Source organism: Sulfitobacter sp., from assembly GCF_036961165.1.
Classification (GTDB): domain Bacteria; phylum Pseudomonadota; class Alphaproteobacteria; order Rhodobacterales; family Rhodobacteraceae; genus Sulfitobacter.
The window spans coordinates 102,143-120,409 of record NZ_JBALVJ010000004.1 but is presented as its reverse complement, the minus strand read 5'-3'; the positions used below and the strand labels follow the sequence as shown (position 1 = coordinate 120,409).

Sequence of the window (18,267 nt, the reverse complement as noted above, 5' to 3'; positions counted from 1 at the left end):
CATGGCGGGCGGTGTCATGCCAAAAAGCGGCGGTGGAAACCGGCGGCGCAGGCGGCGCAGTAGCGCGGGGCAGATATCTGAGATCAATATCACGCCATTCGTGGACGTGATGCTGGTGCTGCTGATCATCTTTATGGTGGCCGCACCCCTATTGACGGTGGGCGTGCCGGTTGAACTGCCCAAGACTGCGGCCCAAGCTTTGCCAGCAGAGCAGGAAGAGCCATTGACCGTAACCATCACGGCGGACGGGGTTGTGCAGATCATGACAACCGAGACGGCGCGGGAAGAGCTTATTCCAAAGCTGCGCGCTGTTGCCGCAGAGCGTGAAGGCGACCGTGTCTTTCTGCGTGCAGATGGGACGGTGCCTTACAGCGCTGTGATGGAGATTATGGGCGCATTGAATGCAGGCGGGTTTTCCAACATCGGTCTCGTGACCGATATTGGTGGGCCAACGCTGGACGGTTCCGGGAACTAACCGATGTCGCGCGCGCGCAAAACAGGCAATATCGTATCGGGGGTGGGGCACGCGGCCCTCATCACGTGGATTCTGTTTGGCGGTTTGTTCACCTCGCGGCCCGATCCTGTTGAGGTGCAAGAAGTCGCTATGATCTCGGGTGAGGAGTTTCAGGCGCTGGTCGATGCTTCTCGTCAACCGGTAGAGATTGCGGAAACGCCAACGCCCGCAGCGCCAGAGGTTACCGAGGATGCGCCAGAGGTGGACGTGACGCCCCCGGAACCTGTCGCACCACCACCGCCAGCTGAAGTCGCTGAGCCTGCGCCGGAGCCGGTTGAAGAGGTCGCGCCAGAAGTGTCCGAAGCGGCACCCGAGTTGCCTGAACCACCCGCCGAAGTGACAGTGCAGGACGCCCCTGTATCGCCCCGACCCATTGAGCGGCCGGCTGAGGTAGTCGCGCCCACTCCCGCACCTCGTCCCGAACCGGCAGCTGTGCAGGAACCTGCGCCGCAAGAAGCTGTCGCTCCTGAAGAAACAGGCGAAACAGTCGAACAACCGCGCGAGGTGACACAAACACCAGAAGCCTCCGGCCGCATCGTGACAGAGGCTGCGCAGCCTCCCGCGGCGTCACCCACGGCATCCATGAGACCGCCTGCGCGCAGACCTTCAGCGCCGGCACCCACGCGGACAGTAGAGACACCTGCACCTGCCGCGCCCACGCAGGACACCAGTACTGTGGATGATGCAGCCGTGCAGGCAGCACTTGAAGCGGCGATGAGCTCGGCCACGGCGTCTGCGCCAAGCGGCCCGCCGATGTCATCAGGCGAAAAGGATGCGCTGCGGCTTGCGGTGCAGGCTTGCTGGAACGTCGATCCCGGCGCGCGTTGGGCGCAGACCACGGTGACCATCGCCATGAACATGACGCAGGACGGCAAGGTGGTTGGATCTTCGCTGCGGATGATCGCGAGCGAGGGGGGCGATTCCTCAACTGCCGATGCGGCCTTCGGCGCGGCACGACGTGCGATCCTGCTATGCCAGAAAGGCGGCTTTCCGCTGCCTGTTGAAAAGTATGGCCAGTGGCAAGAGATCGAGATGACTTTTAACCCAGAGCGGATGCGCATTCGATGAGGGTCGCCTTTTCACTGGACCGTGATGCCACGCCTGAGGCAGACTCGGTTATGTTATCGTCAAAGCGTGAGAGCATTGCGCAAGCATCCGCCGCCGCGAAGCGAGCGGTTTTGCGCTGTGGGAACGGGGAATGCACTCTCCCCTTTGAGAAATACGAACAATGGCGGAATATTGAACTAACGTTCAATCCTGAAAGGACGATTTTGCGATGAAGTACTTGAGTATTTGTATGGCGCTTGTATGTGCCTTGGGCTTTGCCACTGGCGCGCAGGCGCAGCAGGGGCCGTTGCGCATCACGATCGAGGAAGGGATTATTCAACCCCTGCCTTTCGCCGTTCCCGGCTTTCAGGCTGAAACCGGCGATGCGGGGCAGCTTGCCTCTGATCTGGCGCGGGTGATTGCGGCTGACTTGCAAGGCACTGGCGTCTTCCGCGAAATTCCCAGCTCGGCCTTTATCGCGCAATACAATGACTTCAACGCACCTGTTTCTTTCCCTGACTGGAAAGCGATCAATGCGCAGGCGTTGGTCACGGGTGCTGTTTCAGTCTCCGGCAACAGCATAAACGTCAAATTCCGCGTTTATGATGTGGTGTCAGGCACCAATCTGGGTGAGGGGCTGCAATTTTCCGGCACCACCGAGGGCTGGCGCCGCATGGCCCACAAAGTCGCTGACGAAGTCTATAGCCGGATCACCGGCGAGGGCGGCTATTTCGACAGCCGCGTGGTCTACGTCTCTGAAACAGGCCCAAAGGACGACCGCAAAAAGCGTTTGGCTATCATGGATTATGACGGCGCTAATGTGCGTTTCCTGACCGACAGCAGCTCGATTGTTCTTGCGCCGCGTTTCTCGCCTTCGGGTGACCGCGTGCTCTACACCAGTTATGAGAGCGGCTTTCCCCGCATCTATGTGCTTGATATAGGGTCGGTCCAGCGCCGTGTGCTGCAAAACGCCGAAGGCACGATGAGCTTTGCGCCGCGTTTCTCTCCCTCCGGTCAGACGGTGGTGTTTTCTATCTCGCAAGGCGGCAACACCGACATCCACAGCATGGACATCAACTCGGGCCAGTCGGTGCGCCTGACCAACACTCCCTCAATCGAGACCGCGCCAAGCTATAGCCCCGATGGCAGCCAGATCGTGTTCGAGAGCGACCGCTCCGGTTCTCCCCAGTTGTACATCATGTCCGCTGGCGGCGGAGAGGCGCGACGCATTTCCTTTGGCGATGGCCGCTATGGCACGCCAGTCTGGTCGCCCCGCGGTGATCTGGTGGCCTTTACCAAGCAAAACGCAGGTCGCTTCCACATCGGCGTTATGCGCACCGACGGCTCTGAAGAGCGCTTGCTCACGGCATCGTTTCTGGATGAGGGGCCGACGTGGTCGCCTAATGGTCGCGTGATCATGTTTACCCGCGAAACCCAAGGGGAGGGCGGTGCGTCATCGCTCTACTCCGTCGACATTACCGGCCGCGTGTTGCGGCAGGTGCAAACCCCGGAAGGCGGATCAGACCCAAGCTGGTCGCCGCTCCAGCAGTAACCCTTCCCCTGACAGGCCGCCTTATGGTAGCCTTGGGAAAACAAAAGACTTTTAGAAAGGTCGAGCAGATGAAATTCCTCCCCATGACCATTTTGGTTGCAGCTGTTGCGCTGTCGGCCTGTACGAACCCGAACCGCTTTGGCGGCGATACCGACTTTCCTGTGAACCCAACCGGCAGCCAGCCGCTGAGCAGTGTTGTACCTGGTAGTGCCAATGACCCGAGCTCGACCGCGTATTTCAACCAGACTGTGGGCGACCGCGTTCTGTTTGAAGTCGACCAGTCTTCATTGACCGCAACGGGCCGCGCTACGCTGGACGGGCAGGCAACTTGGTTGTTGACCAACGCTGACTATCAGGCCGTGATCGAAGGTCACGCGGATGAGCAGGGTACACGCGAATATAACCTTGCATTGGGTGCACGCCGAGCCAACTCGGCCCGTGAGTATCTGCTGTCCAAAGGTGTGCCGGTGGAGCGTCTGCGGGTTGTCAGCTACGGCAAGGAGCGCCCGATCGAGATCTGCTCTAACCAGACATGCTACGCCAAAAACCGCCGCGCGGTGACCGTGTTGGCCGGTGGTCAAACCAGCTAAGGGAGCACGTGATGCGCTTTGCTTTTGTTTTCGCCGTTGTTTTGGGGGCGGTCCCTATGGGGGCCGCAGCCCAGGATGCACAGACCCTTGCTGATATCCGGCAAGAGCTGACCGTGCTCAATGTGGAGATGACCAAGCTCAAGCGTGAGCTGGCCACCACTGGCACCGCAGGGGGCGCACAACTGCCCGCTTCGGTGCTTGATCGGGTGAACGCGATGGAAAGCGAGCTGAGCCGCGTCACGTCTAAGACCGAAGAACTGGAGTTCCGCATCAACCGCATTGTGGATGACGGAACCCGCCGGATTGCCGATTTGGAATTTCGTTTAGTGGAGCTGGAAGGCGGGGATATTTCCGCGCTTGGCTCCGCTACCACTTTGGGTGGTGCGGATCAGGCCACAGCGCCTGCACCCGCTCCCGCAGCAGAAGCCAACACCAGCCAGCTTGCCGTGGGCGAGCAAGACGACTTTAAGCGGGCGCAGGAGGCGCTCGCATCCAGTGACTTTCGCGCCGCCGCAGAGCAGTTTGCGACCTTCAATCAGACCTACCCGGGCTCTCCGCTAGCTGCTGACGCCTACCTGCGGCGCGGTGACGCGCTGGAAGGTATGGGCGATGTCCGCGAAGCTGCACGGGCCTATCTGGCCAGCTTCGGCGCGTCACCAGCTGGCCCCAACGCGCCGGAATCCCTGTTCAAGCTGGGTTCCGCGCTAGGATCACTTGGTCAGAACAGTGAAGCTTGTGTGACGCTGAGCGAAGTCGCGGTGCGTTTCCCTGATAGCGCCTATGTCGCGCAGGCGACCAGCCGCCAGCAGGCTTTGGGCTGTTCATAATCTGATGCCGCAAGAGCCGCTTGAGATCGCGCTTGAGGCGGCTCTTGGCACTCCTCTTCCTGCAAAGCTGGGCGTTGCTGTTTCAGGCGGGGGCGACTCGCTTGCGCTATTGCACCTGTTGGCCAGAATTTATGCGCGGCGTGGCGGTGATCTGCAAGCTGTGACGGTGGACCACGGTTTGCGCGAGGGCTCTGCCGCCGAAGCCGAACATGTCGCAGCGATCTGCGCGGACATGGGGTTGCAACATCAGGTATTTCGTTGGGAGAATTGGGACCGCAGCGGAAACTTGCAAGATGCAGCACGGCAAGCCCGTTATCATTTGATGGCCGATTGGGCCAAATCGCAGAGGTTGAACGCTGTAGCCTTGGGCCACACCGCAGACGATCAGGCCGAAACCGTCTTGTTGCGGCTTGGCCGCCGGTCCGGCGTAGACGGGCTGTCCGCGATGGCGCCACGTCGTCACGATGCAGGTATGCTCTGGTTGCGCCCAATGCTCGGCATCACACGTTTGGCCCTCCGAGACTTCCTGACAGACGCCGGTTTCGATTGGATCGATGATCCGAGTAATGAAGACACCCGTTTTGACCGCATTAAAGCACGCCATGCGATGGGCGCATTGGAAGCTCTTGGAATTGATACGGAAAGTCTGGGCGTGGTGGCCGAGAATATGGCAGAGGCGCGCAATGCGCTGGAAAGCTACGCCACGTTGGCCGCGCAGGAGTGCCTGCGTCTTGTCCACGGCGCAATTGTGGTGCGACGGGACGCATTCGCGACCTATCCGCCCGAGGTCCAGCGGCGCGTTTTGCGCCGCGCGTTGGACTGGATCGCGCCCGCACCCTATCCCCCCCGCCGTGCCGGCCTTGCGCAACTTATGCAGGCGCTGGCAGCGGGAGAGGCGACAACGCTCGCCGGATGCGCACTTGTTTGCCGAAAAGATGACGGTTGGCTTTTTCGCGAATTTTATGCGGTGGCTGATCATGTCGCACAGTCGGATGGCCTCTGGGACGGCCGCTGGCGCTGTTTTTCCTCAGATGGGCAAGCCATGGAAGACCGAATTGAATTGCGCGCGATTTCATCTAATGGATTGAAAAAATGCAGTAATTGGCGTGAACTGGGTCTGCCGCGCGGTGTGCTTCTTAGCCATCCTGGCCTGTGGCATGGTGACACGCTTTTGTCCTCACCAGCCGTCAAAACCAGCCCAAACTGGCGTTGGGAGCTTGCGCGAGGCGCTGATGCCTTTCTTCTATCATAATTATGACATTGAACTGAGCCTGTGCATGTCTATCTTAGGGCAGTAGTCAGAGCTGTCCTCTGGCTGAGATGTATTCAGGAGACTTTCCTTGGGCAATTTTCGCAATCTCGCATTTTGGGCCATATTGCTGATCCTTGTTTTCTCGTTGTTCAATTTGTTCAACGGAAACGCAGGCAGCACGATGCAAAATCGCGAGATCAGCTATTCCGATTTCGTAACATCCGTTACGAATGGCAATGTGAGCAACGTAACCCTTGATGGTGAGCAGGTACGCTTCCGTCAGTCCGACGGGAATGATTATCTGACAATCAAACCGGTGGACGCAGAGGTCACCAAGCTTTTGACCGACAACAGCGTCCCCTTCCGCGCTGAAAGCCAGCAGGAAAGCGGTTTGCAGACATTCCTTGTCTCGCTGCTTCCTATCTTGCTGCTTATCGGTGTGTGGATCTATTTCATGAACCGCATGCAGGGCGGCGGCAAAGGTGGGGCAATGGGTTTTGGCAAATCCAAAGCCAAGATGCTGACAGAAAAGCAGGGCCGTGTGACGTTTGACGACGTAGCGGGCATCGACGAAGCTAAAGAAGAGCTCGAAGAGATCGTGGAATTTCTGCGCAACCCGCAGAAGTTCAGCCGTCTGGGTGGCAAAATTCCAAAAGGCGCGCTGCTTGAGGGCCCTCCCGGTACGGGTAAAACCCTGCTGGCGCGTGCCATTGCGGGCGAGGCGGGTGTACCGTTTTTCACCATCTCGGGCTCCGACTTTGTCGAGATGTTTGTGGGTGTCGGTGCGTCCCGTGTCCGTGACATGTTCGAGCAGGCCAAGAAAAACGCGCCATGCATCGTGTTTATCGATGAAATCGACGCGGTAGGCCGTTCACGTGGTGCGGGCTATGGTGGTGGCAACGATGAACGTGAGCAGACACTCAACCAGTTGCTTGTTGAGATGGACGGTTTTGAAGCCAACGAAGGCGTGATCATCATTGCTGCGACAAACCGTAAAGACGTGTTGGACCCTGCGCTGCTGCGCCCCGGTCGTTTTGACCGTCAGATAACTGTTGGTAACCCCGATATCAAAGGCCGTGAGAAGATTTTGGGCGTGCATGCGCGCAAGACGCCTCTTGGCCCAGACGTTGACCTGCGCATCATTGCGCGCGGTACGCCGGGCTTCTCTGGTGCTGATCTGGCGAACCTCGTTAATGAGGCAGCTCTCACCGCTGCCCGTCTCGGCCGCCGTTTTGTTGCCATGCTTGATTTCGAATCTGCCAAGGATAAGATCATGATGGGCGCGGAGCGCCGGTCGATGGTGCTGACGCAAGACCAGAAGGAAAAGACTGCCTATCATGAATCAGGCCACGCGATCGTTGGTATCATGCTGCCGAAATGTGATCCGGTCTATAAGGCCACGATCATTCCGCGCGGTGGTGCCTTGGGTATGGTGATGAGCCTGCCTGAAATGGACAAGCTGCAAATGTTCAAGGATGAAGCCGAAGAGCGGATTGCTATGACCATGGCGGGCAAGGCGGCTGAAATTTTCAAGTACGGTGCGGATTCGGTATCCTCCGGTCCTGTGGGCGACATTATGCAGGCGAGTGCGCTAGCTCGTGCGATGGTGATGCGCTACGGCATGTCTGACAAGGTTGGTAACATCGACTACCAGGAAGCTGCTGCTGGCTACCAAGCCAACGGCGGGGCAGGTGGCTTTAGCGTTTCTGCGGCGACCAAAGAGCTGATCGAAGCCGAAGTGAAGCACATCATCGACGAGGGCTATGCTCGTGCATACAAGCTGATTGAAGACAACGCCGAAAAGTTCGAGCGTCTGGCACAAGGTCTGCTTGAGTATGAGACGCTGACCGGCGACGAGATCAAGCGCGTGATGGCGGGTAATCCACCGACAGAGCCAGATGAGGATGACAAGCCCGATAGCGGTTCTGCGCCTAGCGTCACGGCAATCCCGAAAGCAAAGGGTAAAAAGAACCCGCCGGCTGGCGGGATGGAGCCTGAACCTTCTGTCTGATCACTTCGTGTGAAACCGACGACACAAAATATGATCGGCCCCGCCTCGTGCGGGGCCTTTTCTTTTGTGGGGCACCCTTGCACACTGCCCAAAAAGGAAGCGCCCTGCCCGCACTGATCCCCACCGACTATTACGCAACTATTACCTGGCTAGGCGTTGTGCCGGACCGTGCGGCGGGCCTGAAAACGGTGCCGCGTGAGGTGTTGACGCTTGGGTTTGCAGGGCCGGATGGCGAAGATCATGGCGGCTTGACGCGCCCCTCTTGCAGCCGCGTGCTGTCACAATACCCCCGCGACACGGTTATCCGTAACACCCGTCAATTGAGTGTTATGAGTGCGGAAGAACTCGCTGTCATTGCCGCCGCGATGGGGCTAGAGACGCTGGACCCTTCCTATACAGGGGCCACTTTGGTGATCGAGGGTATTTCCGATTTCACCCATGTGCCGCCGTCCTCCCGCCTTCAGGCGGCATCGGGTGCGACGATTGTCGTGGATATGGAAAACCGCCCCTGCATGCTACCCGCCCGCGAGATTGAAGCGGATATGCCCGGCTATGGCAAAGCCTTCAAATCCGCCGCCAAAGACCTGCGTGGCGTGACGGCGTGGGTCGAGCGTGAGGGAGTGTTCACACTGGGCGAGCGTTTGCGGCTACACATACCGGACCAGCGGATGTGGGCACCTACGATGATCTAAGGGGCATTACCCCTCCAGAGCATCCAGCGCTTTCGCCACATCCGTGAGATCCAGCTTTGCGATCTCCTCCGGCTCCAGTGTCCACCACTGCGTTTTGAGCAGGCGTTTGATTGTCGTATCGTCAAAGCGGTATCTGAGTAACTTGGCCGGTGTTCCCCCGACAATAGCGTAGGGGGCCACGTCCTTTGTCACAACGGCCCCGGCGCCCACTATCGCGCCATGTCCGATTGTCACGCCGCCCGAGATGATGCAGTGAGAGCCGATCCAGACATCGGCGCCGATCGTGGTGGGTTTGTACTGCTCGAACTCTGACTGCGGGAAAATGTCACCCTCATTGCGGAAGTGGCGTTTTGCGGCGAATGCAACCGGACTGCTGGTCAACCAGTTAACAGGATGCACCGGCACGCCGATTTCGCATGATTTACCAATGGAGCAATACCGCCCCACGGTTGTATTGCGGAAAAAGGTTGTGCCGTCATTGACGAAGGTAAACTGCCTGATTTCGCAGTGCTCGCGCACGTCGCATGCACCACAAAGCCGAACGGGCGCTTCAAGCGTCGCATTTTTCGCGACGGTCGTTTTGCTTGGCACATAGTTTTTCACGTCAGCCCTTTCCGAGCGATTGGTAGGCAAATCCTTCAGGGCTGCAGAGCGTGGCAAGCACGGTGTGATTGCCGGGGGCGAGCGTGAAGGCATGCTGGCGGTGGATAACAAGCTCCGCCTGCAAATAGCGGATCAACGGGCTTAGGTGCCCTGACGTACTATTGTTCAGTCCCGTTGGATGTTCTCTAGGTACGACGCCATATCAATCAGCGCTTTTGGGGTTTTGATGACCTCACCGGACGCTGCCACATAGTCAACGACTGGGCCGTTCAGATCTTTTTGGAATTCCGGCATGCCACCGAATTGGTGGCGGCCTTCGTAGCCGTTGATTTGCGCCATCACGTCTTCGATCGGGAAGACCCCGCCGTTGCGTTCACTGATCAGGGTCAGGTTCGCGGGCGGGACGCGGAAACTGGCGGCAATCGGACCATCCCCTTGCGCCGATGTGCCATGGCAGCTTGTGCAGTACTTGGCATAAAATGCAGCGCCGCGCACTTGCGGGGGCTGGTGTTGCGCACAAGCGGACAGCGCCAGACCCAGCATGGCGATAACAGGGAGAGAACGGATCATATCAGGCTTTCAGATATTGAAGTTCTTGCAAGCTTGGGACATGGCCGCGCGGCGGTCAATGGCCGTCCTTGCGGCATTTAAGGGGGACCGCGGTTTCTTAAAAGAAACGCTGCAATCGTCCAACGCCGCAAGGGAAGGCAGAAATGTCGTTATCCAGACCTGTCCCGGTGGCGCGCCCTTGTATGCATCGGCTAGAACAAGCCCAAGCGGCTCACAACGGGGATTACCATGGCTTTCAAGACTGACATCCAAATCGCGCGTGAAGCGTCCAAGAAACCCATTCTGGAGATCGGCGCAAAGCTGGGTATCTCCAGCGACGATCTGCTGCCCTACGGTCACGACAAGGCGAAAGTGAGCCAGTCGTTCATCAACTCCGTACAGGATCGCCCCGATGGCAAACTAATCCTTGTGACCGCGATTAACCCGACCCCTGCGGGCGAGGGCAAGACGACCACTACTGTGGGTCTAGGCGATGGCCTGAACCGCATCGGGAAGAACGCGGCTGTGTGCATCCGTGAAGCATCGCTTGGGCCAAACTTCGGCATGAAGGGCGGAGCCGCAGGCGGCGGTTACGCACAGATCGTCCCGATGGAAGAGATGAACCTGCACTTCACTGGCGACTTCCACGCCATCACATCGGCGCACTCGCTGCTGAGCGCGATGATCGACAACCACATCTACTGGGGCAACGAGCTGGATATCGACACCCGCCGTGTTGTGTGGCGCCGTGTTGTCGACATGAACGACCGCGCCCTGCGCCAGATCACCACCAGCCTTGGTGGCGTGGCTAATGGCTTCCCGCGTGAGACGGGCTTTGACATCACCGTGGCCTCCGAAGTCATGGCGATCTTGTGTCTGTCAAAGAACCTTGAGGACCTGCAAAAGCGTCTGGGTGACATGATCGTGGCCTACCGCCGTGACCGCACGCCGGTTTTTGCCCGTGACATCAAAGCAGATGGTGCGATGACAGTGCTGTTGAAGGATGCGATGCAGCCTAACCTTGTGCAAACGCTTGAGAACAACCCTGCCTTTGTGCATGGCGGTCCCTTTGCCAACATCGCGCACGGCTGTAACTCTGTCATCGCGACAACCACTGCCCTGAAACTGGCTGACTATGTGGTCACCGAAGCTGGCTTTGGTGCCGATCTGGGTGCTGAAAAGTTCCTCAACATCAAATGCCGTAAGGCGGGCCTTGCACCTTCCGCAGTTGTTCTGGTTGCCACTGTGCGCGCGATGAAGATGAACGGTGGCGTAGCCAAGGCCGATCTGGGAAATGAGGATGTCGCGGCCGTGCAAAGCGGTTGTGCCAACCTTGGCCGTCACATCGAAAACCTCAAATCTTTTGGCGTGCCAGTCGTCGTGGCGATTAACCATTTTGTCACGGATACCGATGCCGAAGTGCAGGCGGTCAAGGACTATGTGGCGACCCAAGGCTCCGAAGCGGTGCTATCGCGCCACTGGGAGTTGGGCTCTGAAGGGTCCGCTGATCTGGCCACTAAAGTGGTTGAGATCATCGAGAAGGGTGAGGCCAACTTCGCGCCGATCTACCCCGACGAGATGAGCCTTGCGGACAAGATCAACACGATTGCGACAAAGATCTACCGCGCGGACGCGGCTGTGATGGACAACAAAATCCTCAGGCAGTTGGCCGACTGGGAAGAGCAGGGCTATGGCAATCTGCCGGTCTGTATGGCCAAGACGCAGTACAGCTTTACCACTGATCCCGAACTCCGTGGCGCGCCAACGGGGTTCAACATCCCTGTTCGCGAAGTGCGCCTGAGCGCGGGCGCCGGTTTCATCGTGGCAATCTGCGGTGAGATCATGACCATGCCGGGCCTGCCACGCGTACCATCGGCAGAAAACATCAAGCTGAACGCTGACGGTGAGGTTGAAGGATTGTTCTGATCCTAACAGGACAGTGGATAGGTGGGGGAAGGGGTGACCCCTCTCCCACTTTGGTTTAGGGCCAGAGTTTAACGGCAACACAAGAATGAGGGGCGCGGGGCATATGGCTGCGACGGTTATTGACGGTAAAGAATTTGCAGCACGGGTGCGGGGGCAGGTGGCAACACAGGTGACCCGCCTGAAGGCTGATCACGGGATTACACCGGGTTTGGCTGTCGTGCTCGTGGGCGAAGACCCGGCCTCACAGGTTTATGTTCGCTCCAAGGGCAAGATGACCGTCGAAGTCGGAATGAAGTCGGTCGAGTATAAGCTGGACATCGATACCGCAGAGGGCGATCTTCTGGCACTGATAGACCAGCTGAACAATGATCCGGAAATCCACGGTATTCTGGTGCAGCTGCCATTGCCCAATCATCTGAACGAAGATCTGGTGATCAACGCGATTGATCCGGCAAAGGACGTCGACGGGTTCCACATCTCCAACGTTGGATTGCTGGGAACCGGCCAAAAGAGCATGGTGCCCTGCACTCCGCTTGGCTGTCTGATGATGCTGCGTGACCACCACGGCTCCATCTCGGGGATGGATGCGGTTGTGATTGGTCGCTCCAATATAGTGGGCAAGCCGATGGCACAGCTTTTGCTGAACGACAGTGCCACAGTGACGATTGCCCACAGCCGGACCAAGGATTTGGCCGATGTAGTGCGCCGCGCTGACATTGTGGTTGCCGCCGTTGGTCGCCCTGAAATGGTGCCCGGTGACTGGATCAAGCCCGGTGCAACAGTGATTGACGTCGGCATCAACCGTCTGGATGCGCCCGAGAAGGGTGAAGGCAAGACCAAGCTGGTCGGCGATGTGCATTATGAAAGCTGCGCTGCTGTTGCGGGGGCCATCACTCCGGTACCGGGTGGCGTTGGGCCGATGACCATTGCGTGCCTCTTGGCCAACACGGTCACGGCCTGCTGCCGCGCCAATGGTCTGGCAGAGCCGGAAGGGCTAACTGCCTAACAGCACCGCATGCATCAGCCGCCCCGGCAGCAGGGTAAAGGCACCCGCCACCAGCAGGGCACCCCAGACCAGCCCCTGCATAGGGCGCTTATGGCTGGTGATACGGTGCGCACGCGCATCGCGTATCGCGCGGACAAGGCTGTAGAGCACTATGAGCGATAGAAAGTGGATCGGGCTAAAAGGGCCGATCCACTTTATCGTATGTATCCAGAAGCTACTGACCGCCACGCTTCCCATCATCAGCACCCACGTCCAGCCCATCGTTCTGTGAAGAGGGCTGCCTTTAGGCAGGCTGAGGATACCAATCGTAAGCACGACTGCGCCAAGGGCGAGCAATGCGTGCAGCTGGATGATCAGCGGCGCGTTGGCAAGGGGGGCAAGGGTCATGTCAAGGCTCCATTGTGTTAGGTTGACCTGTCATGGCAAGGTGACCGGAAGCGGCCCAGCGGGGATACGTGGTAGGATTGAAACCATACGTGAATGACAGAACTGGACGGCACCATGCACTTCGCGCTTCGTGAAATTACACGCTTTCGCGTGCCCGTGGTGATCTGGATTGTGCTGACCGTCGTCGCCGCAGTTGCGGGGCCGTTCGGAACGTTTGAGGCCATGGGCCTTGGCGGTCGCGCGCTTTACTGGGGCAGTGTCATTGCAGGCTCAATCGTGCTGAACCTTTGTGCAGTTGCCTTGGCCGATGGACGTGTGCCTAAAGAGCGTTTTGGGGTTTGGGTCGGGTTTGCCCTGCTGGTGTCAGGTGTCGTGCACGGTGTGAACGGCGTTGTGTTTCCCACATGGGGCGGCATTGAGGATTGGGCCTATCTGGCGGGGATCGTCGGGATGGTAACGGCGGCGGTACATCTTGTGCTGCGGGCTGTCCTCCCAGAAGCTGAACCTGAAAAGGTGCAAAGCGATACCTTTCTACGCCGCCTTCCCATTGAGCTGCGCGCGCCCCTGGTGCGGATTGAGGCGCAGGACCACTATCTGAATGTCGTCACGGCCAAGGGCAACACACTGATCCTGATGCATCTGGGCGACGCCACAGCTGAGCTTTCGGGGCTGGGCATTCAGGTGCATCGCTCCCATTGGGTTGCCCCAGCGGCGGTAAAGACCCGGCGCCGTGAGAAGGGGCGCGATCTGTTGGTGATGGCGGATGGTGCCGAAGTGCCAGTGAGCCGTAGCTACCGTGCCGCGGTACAGGACGCAGGATTGCTCTAGCGCGGGACAGGCACCATCGTACCTTGCAGAATAGCGATAAGGGTTTGCTTCCCGTCCTCTTCTGCGTGGACTTCGGCTGTCACAACGCTCAGTCGCTTGCCCGGCTTGATTACACGGCCCGTCGCAATCAGGCGGCTGCCGCGTGCCGGTGCGAGCAGATTGATCTTAATCTCTGCGGTGACCACCTCCTGATCCAGCGGCAACATCGTCAGAGCCGCATAGCCCGCCGCACTATCGCCAATGGAAAACGTCAGCCCAGCATGCCCAAAACCTTGTTGCTGGCGCGTGCCGGGCAGGATGGGGGCTGTGATACGCACCAGCCCCGGCGTGATCTCTGACAGCTCTGCCCCCAGCGTGGTCATCATGCTTTGTGCGGCAAAACTTTGGATGATGCGGTCTATCGCGAATTGATCCATGGGCTACCTCGGCATTGGAATGGGGGTGGGATTGGGGCCAGTGAGAACGGCAATCGCTTCTGGGCGCATCAGGTCACCCAACACCGGTGTCCGGCTTTGCAGCCCGCCAGTATAGGTGCCATAGGCCGGCAAGATTACGCGGTTGCTGTCAATCAAAAAGGCCGCGCGCGTGATGTTACGACCGCGCGCTTGAAGCGTCGCCTTCGGGTGATAATGCCCTGAAATTTCGCCGCTTGCGCCTGCTTGGGCGATGTGGCGGAAGGTAAGTGGGGGCAGAGGCAGCTCTGCCAGATGCGCACCGCCAAACTCGACCGGACCGGGATCATGATTGCCTTCGATCCAGACCCAGCGGCGGCCCGTTTGCAGGTGAAATATCCACTGGCGTTCTTCTTCGGGCAACGCTTCGGCGGCAACCAGATCGTCAAAGCTGTCGCCTAGACAGACCACCGTACGCGCGTGGGTGAGCGCTAGATCGGCAGCCAAGCGATTCAGCGTGTCGCGGGTATCATAGGGTGGCAGAGAGGTGCCGCCGCGCCGCGCGATCCGTTCGGACTTACCTAGATGCAGGTCACTCACCACCAGCAGGCTTTCTATTGGCCACCACAGTGCGCCTGATCCCAAGGCTTTAAGTGGTGCGCCAGAGAGAGTGAATTCATATCCGTTCATGGGCACTGGTGTGGAACAGAATGCGAACCTGCGCAAGAGGGGCGCTATGTCTCAGAACCCCACACGCCAGCGGGGTTTGTCAGAGGGGGCTGGCGTGATCTGTGCCAGCCCCGATTGCTCCATCAGGCGGTGCGATTCCTCGGCGAGCAGGCGTTCTTCTGCGTCGCCTTTGACCGGCACACGGCCCATCTCCAGAAACATTGGTGCGGCCAATGGTGTGACGCGCGGCAGCGTAAGGTGGTCAATTCGTCCATGCGTGCGCGCCAGCATCTCTTCGATCCGGCCAAAATCCACGAGCCCGCGCATCGCTTCTTCCCGCGTGATGTCTATCATCAGGTGATCGGGATCATATTTGCTAAGCGTGTCATACAGGATGTCCGAGCTGAAGGTCGCCTGCCTTCCTGATTTGCGCGCCTGAGGGCTGTTGCGCTCAATCAGCCCGGCAATCGTGGCACTCGCACGAAAGGTGCGTTTCATCACGGCATTTCCGGCGAGCCATGTCTCTATCCCATCGTGCAGCGCGGTTGGATCGATAAGAGGCTCGGGATCGGTGACGGGGTCAAGGCTCCAGATCAGGGTCGCATAGTCGGTGGCGACAAAACCCAAGGGGCTGAGGCCCAGCTCCTCCATCCGTTTGGTAAGCAGCAAGCCCAGCGTCTGTTGGCCGTTGCGTCCGGAAAATCCGTAAAAGACGGTCTGGGCGCGGCCATCGTGCGGAAAGCTTTCGATCAGCAAGCGGCCGGGTTGCGGCAACTGGCTGTGGGTGCGTTGCAGCTCCAGCCATTGGGCGGTGTGGGCAGGCAGTTCGGGCCAACTGTCTTGGGTGAACAGGCGCTGCACCCGCGCGCTCAGCTGTGTGGAGGTCGCGAATTTCGTGCCCATGAAGGTGGCGATCTTGGGCTTTTTAGCGCTGTCGCGGGAAACTTCGACGGTCATTTCGCGGAGGCCTTCGTATTTCACGATCTGCCCGCCAATAAGGAACGTGTCGCCGGGCGTTAGGGTCGCGGCAAAGCCCTCCTCGATCTCACCCAGCGGTTTGCCGCCACGGTTGCGCTTCATGCGGACCTTGAGCGTATCGGTGTCCTGAATGGTGCCGATGTTCATCCGGATGGCGCGGGCTGTGCGCGGATCGCGCAGTTGCCACCGCCCGTCTGGGCGCTGGATCAGCCGTTGCCAGCGATCATAGCCGCGCAAGGCATAGCCGCCTGTCGCGCAAAAATCGAGGCATGCGTCGAATCCCGCGCGTGTCAGGGCGCTGTAGGCGCCCGCCGAAGTGACTTCGCTGAAAAGCGCATCCGCGTCAAAGGGGCCGGCACAGGCGGTGATCAGGATATGCTGACATAGGACATCACGCGGGCCAGCGCCGCGCGGATCACCGTCAAGCTCACCCTCCAGTACGGCCTCAAGGGCAGCCATACATTCGACGACCTCAAAACGGTTGGCAGGCACCAGCAGCGCCTTGGAGGGCGCGTTATAACGGTGGTTGGCGCGTCCAATACGCTGGACCAACCGCTTGACGTTCTTGGGTGCACCGATCTGGATCACCAGATCAACATCACCCCAATCGATCCCCAGATCGAGGCTACCGGTGCACGCAATCGCGCGCAGTTCTCCACGTACCATCGCCCCTTCGACGCGTGCGCGCTGTTCACGGTCAAGACTGCCGTGGTGAATGCCGATGGGCAGGCTCTCGTCGTTCGCAAGCCATAGTTTGTGAAAGAAAATCTCGGCCTGTGCGCGGGTGTTGTGGAAGATGAGCGTGGTGTTGTGCTGCTTGATTTGTTCCAGCACGGCAGGAATGGCATAGGCCGCGCCGCCGCCGGACCACGGAGGAGCCTCATCGGTTCGCAACATCTGGATATCGGGGGCCGGACCGGGATCGGCGAGCAAAATCTCGCAAGGGTCAGGGTGACGCGCCATCAGATGGGCAATGGCGGCAGGATCATCGACAGTGGCCGACAGGCCCACCCGTTTGAGATCGGGGCAAATAGCGTTGAGCCGCGCAAGCGCGAGCATCATTTGGTCACCGCGTTTAGATTCTGCCAGTGCGTGAATTTCGTCGATCACCACACGCCTGAGGCCCGCAAACATGCGCGGCGCATCCTCGTAGCTGACAAGTAGGGCAAGGCTTTCTGGCGTTGTTAGGAAAATGTGCGGCGGGTCGGCCCGCTGGCGTTTGCGCGCTGTAGCCGTGGTGTCGCCAGTGCGTTCTTCAATCCTGATGGGAAGGCCCATTTCCGCGACCGGCGTGGTGAGGTTGCGTTTGATATCTGCCGCCAGCGCTTTGAGCGGTGAAATGTAGAGCGTGTGCATGCCGTCATGATCGCCCTCGGCCAGATCGATGAGTGTGGGCAGGAAGCCCGACAGCGTTTTACCGCCTCCGGTTGGGGCAATCAGCAGCAGCGCAGGCGCATCCGCACGCTCCAACATTTCTTGCTGGTGAGGGTGGATGGACCAGCCTTTGGTGGCGAACCATTGTTGGAATTTCGGGGGCAAGAATTGCATGGTGTGAAAGATAGCACTGGAGTGCACGGGGGCCAGCCCCCCTTGACGGTGAAGGGCCAAACCCACGGGATATTGACGGAGAAAAGGGGCGGCGAGGTTAACTGCGCGGTTTCAGAGCGGCGATGCTGCGCTGGATAGTCTCGGGCAGAGTGGTGTCTGCGCCCTCGGGCGCGGCGTCTAGCGCGCTTGCGATGTCTTTAACTAGAATGGCGATGGTGTTGTCGGGGGCATGGCCGTCTCGCGCAAATTCGATACTGTTAAATCCTGATGCGAACCAGTTCTGACCCGAAGAGGTGTGGATCAGGTCTAACAGGGCGCTGTCCTCAAGACCGGCCTCGTCCGCCCAATCAAGCACCAGACGGGTCATCGCGGTGTTTGAGGCGGCCAGCAGATTGTTGAGAACCTTGGCCTGCATGCCTGCGCCAAACTCTCCCATCCGGTGAAAGTGTTTGCCCATCGCGCTGAAGAGCGGTTGGGCAGCGTCTAAATCTTCGGCGTCACCGCCGAGCATGAAGCTGAGCCGTGCCTCTTGGGCTGCGACCTGGGCGCCGGACATTGGCGCATCAATCAGTGAGATATGGGAAGGGATACGCGCGCGCAGGCCGCGGACGTATCGCGGCGATAGGGTGGAGCATATGATGATGCGGATCAGGCTGGGGATGGCCGCGAGGTTTTGCTCGCCGAACAGCAGGGCCTCTGTCTGGTCGATGTCACGTACCACGGTGATGAGCGTGTCGAGGTCTTCTGAGAAAACCGCGATATCATCGGTAATGTGGGGGCTGTCCATCGGCACGATGTCATAGCCGCGCGCGGGCAGATCTGCGGCGCGCAATGCCTTGAGCATCGGCGCGCCCATCCGGCCACAGCCCGCAATACCTGTTAACGAACGCATGGCG

18 protein-coding genes are annotated in these 18,267 nt (G+C 59.3%); 11 read left to right on the top strand and 7 right to left on the bottom strand.

Features of this window, described 5'->3' with window-relative positions; translation table 11 throughout:
• Position 1: 1 nt before the first annotated feature.
• The 8 genes from tolR to V7730_RS03930 all read left to right on the top strand — a co-directional run bounded on the left by tolR (position 2) and on the right by V7730_RS03930 (position 8,485).
• Positions 2-475 (top strand): protein TolR, encoded by a 474-nt coding sequence (gene tolR, locus V7730_RS03965; protein ID WP_335746287.1) that lies wholly within the window; start codon positions 2-4, stop codon positions 473-475.
• 3 nt (positions 476-478) lie between these two features.
• Positions 479-1,582: an energy transducer TonB gene (locus V7730_RS03960; RefSeq protein ID WP_335746286.1), complete on the top strand. Its 1,104-nt coding sequence runs from the start codon at positions 479-481 to the stop codon at positions 1,580-1,582.
• A gap of 229 nt (positions 1,583-1,811) precedes the next feature.
• Complete coding sequence (gene tolB / locus V7730_RS03955; RefSeq protein ID WP_335746315.1) at positions 1,812-3,113, top strand: Tol-Pal system beta propeller repeat protein TolB; 1,302 nt, start codon at positions 1,812-1,814, stop codon at positions 3,111-3,113.
• A 68-nt stretch (positions 3,114-3,181) separates the two neighbouring features.
• On the top strand, positions 3,182-3,703 hold the full coding sequence (gene pal, locus V7730_RS03950; protein ID WP_335746285.1) for a peptidoglycan-associated lipoprotein Pal: 522 nt from the start codon (positions 3,182-3,184) through the stop codon (positions 3,701-3,703).
• 11 nt (positions 3,704-3,714) lie between these two features.
• On the top strand, positions 3,715-4,530 hold the full coding sequence (gene ybgF / locus V7730_RS03945) for a tol-pal system protein YbgF (protein WP_335746284.1): 816 nt from the start codon (positions 3,715-3,717) through the stop codon (positions 4,528-4,530).
• The gene (tilS, locus tag V7730_RS03940; RefSeq protein WP_335746283.1) at positions 4,484-5,782 is read left to right on the top strand and encodes a tRNA lysidine(34) synthetase TilS; all 1,299 of its coding nucleotides are present in this window, start codon (positions 4,484-4,486) and stop codon (positions 5,780-5,782) included. The genes ybgF and tilS overlap by 47 nt, the downstream gene beginning before the upstream one ends.
• Before the next feature lie 88 nt (positions 5,783-5,870).
• Positions 5,871-7,793 (top strand): ATP-dependent zinc metalloprotease FtsH, encoded by a 1,923-nt coding sequence (ftsH, locus tag V7730_RS03935; RefSeq protein ID WP_335746282.1) that lies wholly within the window; start codon positions 5,871-5,873, stop codon positions 7,791-7,793.
• Between the two features lie 104 nt (positions 7,794-7,897).
• Positions 7,898-8,485, top strand: coding sequence for an MOSC domain-containing protein (locus V7730_RS03930; RefSeq protein WP_335746314.1), 588 nt, complete (start codon positions 7,898-7,900; stop codon positions 8,483-8,485).
• 6 nt (positions 8,486-8,491) lie between these two features.
• Here V7730_RS03930 and V7730_RS03925 read toward each other — a convergent pair whose 3' ends face one another.
• Together V7730_RS03925 and V7730_RS03920 are read right to left on the bottom strand one after the other, a co-directional pair.
• Positions 8,492-9,088, bottom strand: a complete 597-nt coding sequence (locus tag V7730_RS03925) for a CatB-related O-acetyltransferase (RefSeq protein ID WP_335746281.1) — start codon at positions 9,086-9,088, stop codon at positions 8,492-8,494.
• Positions 9,089-9,253: 165 nt separating this feature from the next.
• Positions 9,254-9,658, bottom strand: a complete 405-nt coding sequence (locus V7730_RS03920) for a c-type cytochrome (RefSeq protein ID WP_335746280.1) — start codon at positions 9,656-9,658, stop codon at positions 9,254-9,256.
• A gap of 228 nt (positions 9,659-9,886) precedes the next feature.
• Between V7730_RS03920 and V7730_RS03915 the strand changes: the two genes are divergently transcribed.
• Positions 9,887-11,563, top strand: a complete 1,677-nt coding sequence (locus V7730_RS03915; RefSeq protein ID WP_335746279.1) for a formate--tetrahydrofolate ligase — start codon at positions 9,887-9,889, stop codon at positions 11,561-11,563.
• Between the two features lie 103 nt (positions 11,564-11,666).
• On the top strand, positions 11,667-12,569 hold the full coding sequence (gene folD, locus V7730_RS03910; RefSeq protein ID WP_335746278.1) for a bifunctional methylenetetrahydrofolate dehydrogenase/methenyltetrahydrofolate cyclohydrolase FolD: 903 nt from the start codon (positions 11,667-11,669) through the stop codon (positions 12,567-12,569).
• On the opposite strand, the gene V7730_RS03905 is transcribed toward folD, so the two are convergent.
• Positions 12,558-12,956, bottom strand: coding sequence for a DUF2306 domain-containing protein (locus V7730_RS03905; RefSeq protein WP_335746277.1), 399 nt, complete (start codon positions 12,954-12,956; stop codon positions 12,558-12,560). The two genes, folD and V7730_RS03905, sit on opposite strands and share 12 nt — an antisense overlap.
• Positions 12,957-13,049: 93 nt before the next feature.
• Here V7730_RS03905 and V7730_RS03900 point away from each other — a divergent pair, with 93 nt between their 5' ends.
• Positions 13,050-13,784 carry a LytTR family DNA-binding domain-containing protein gene (locus V7730_RS03900; protein ID WP_335746276.1) on the top strand — a complete coding sequence of 245 codons (735 nt, stop codon included), beginning with the start codon at positions 13,050-13,052 and terminating at the stop codon, positions 13,782-13,784.
• Here V7730_RS03900 and V7730_RS03895 read toward each other — a convergent pair.
• From V7730_RS03895 to V7730_RS03880, 4 genes are all read right to left on the bottom strand, one after another.
• The gene (locus V7730_RS03895) at positions 13,781-14,200 is read right to left on the bottom strand and encodes a PaaI family thioesterase (RefSeq protein WP_335746275.1); all 420 of its coding nucleotides are present in this window, start codon (positions 14,198-14,200) and stop codon (positions 13,781-13,783) included. The genes V7730_RS03900 and V7730_RS03895 overlap by 4 nt on opposite strands.
• A gap of 3 nt (positions 14,201-14,203) precedes the next feature.
• Positions 14,204-14,866 carry a ligase-associated DNA damage response endonuclease PdeM gene (gene pdeM / locus V7730_RS03890; RefSeq protein WP_335746274.1) on the bottom strand — a complete coding sequence of 221 codons (663 nt, stop codon included), beginning with the start codon at positions 14,864-14,866 and terminating at the stop codon, positions 14,204-14,206.
• Between the two features lie 51 nt (positions 14,867-14,917).
• Entirely contained in the window at positions 14,918-17,371 is a 2,454-nt protein-coding gene (locus V7730_RS03885) for a ligase-associated DNA damage response DEXH box helicase (protein WP_335746313.1), read from the bottom strand.
• Positions 17,372-17,468: 97 nt separating this feature from the next.
• A complete protein-coding gene (locus V7730_RS03880; RefSeq protein ID WP_335746273.1) occupies positions 17,469-18,263 on the bottom strand; it encodes an NAD(P)-dependent oxidoreductase in 795 nt (264 codons plus the stop codon).
• Between the last annotated feature and the right edge of the window lie 4 nt (positions 18,264-18,267).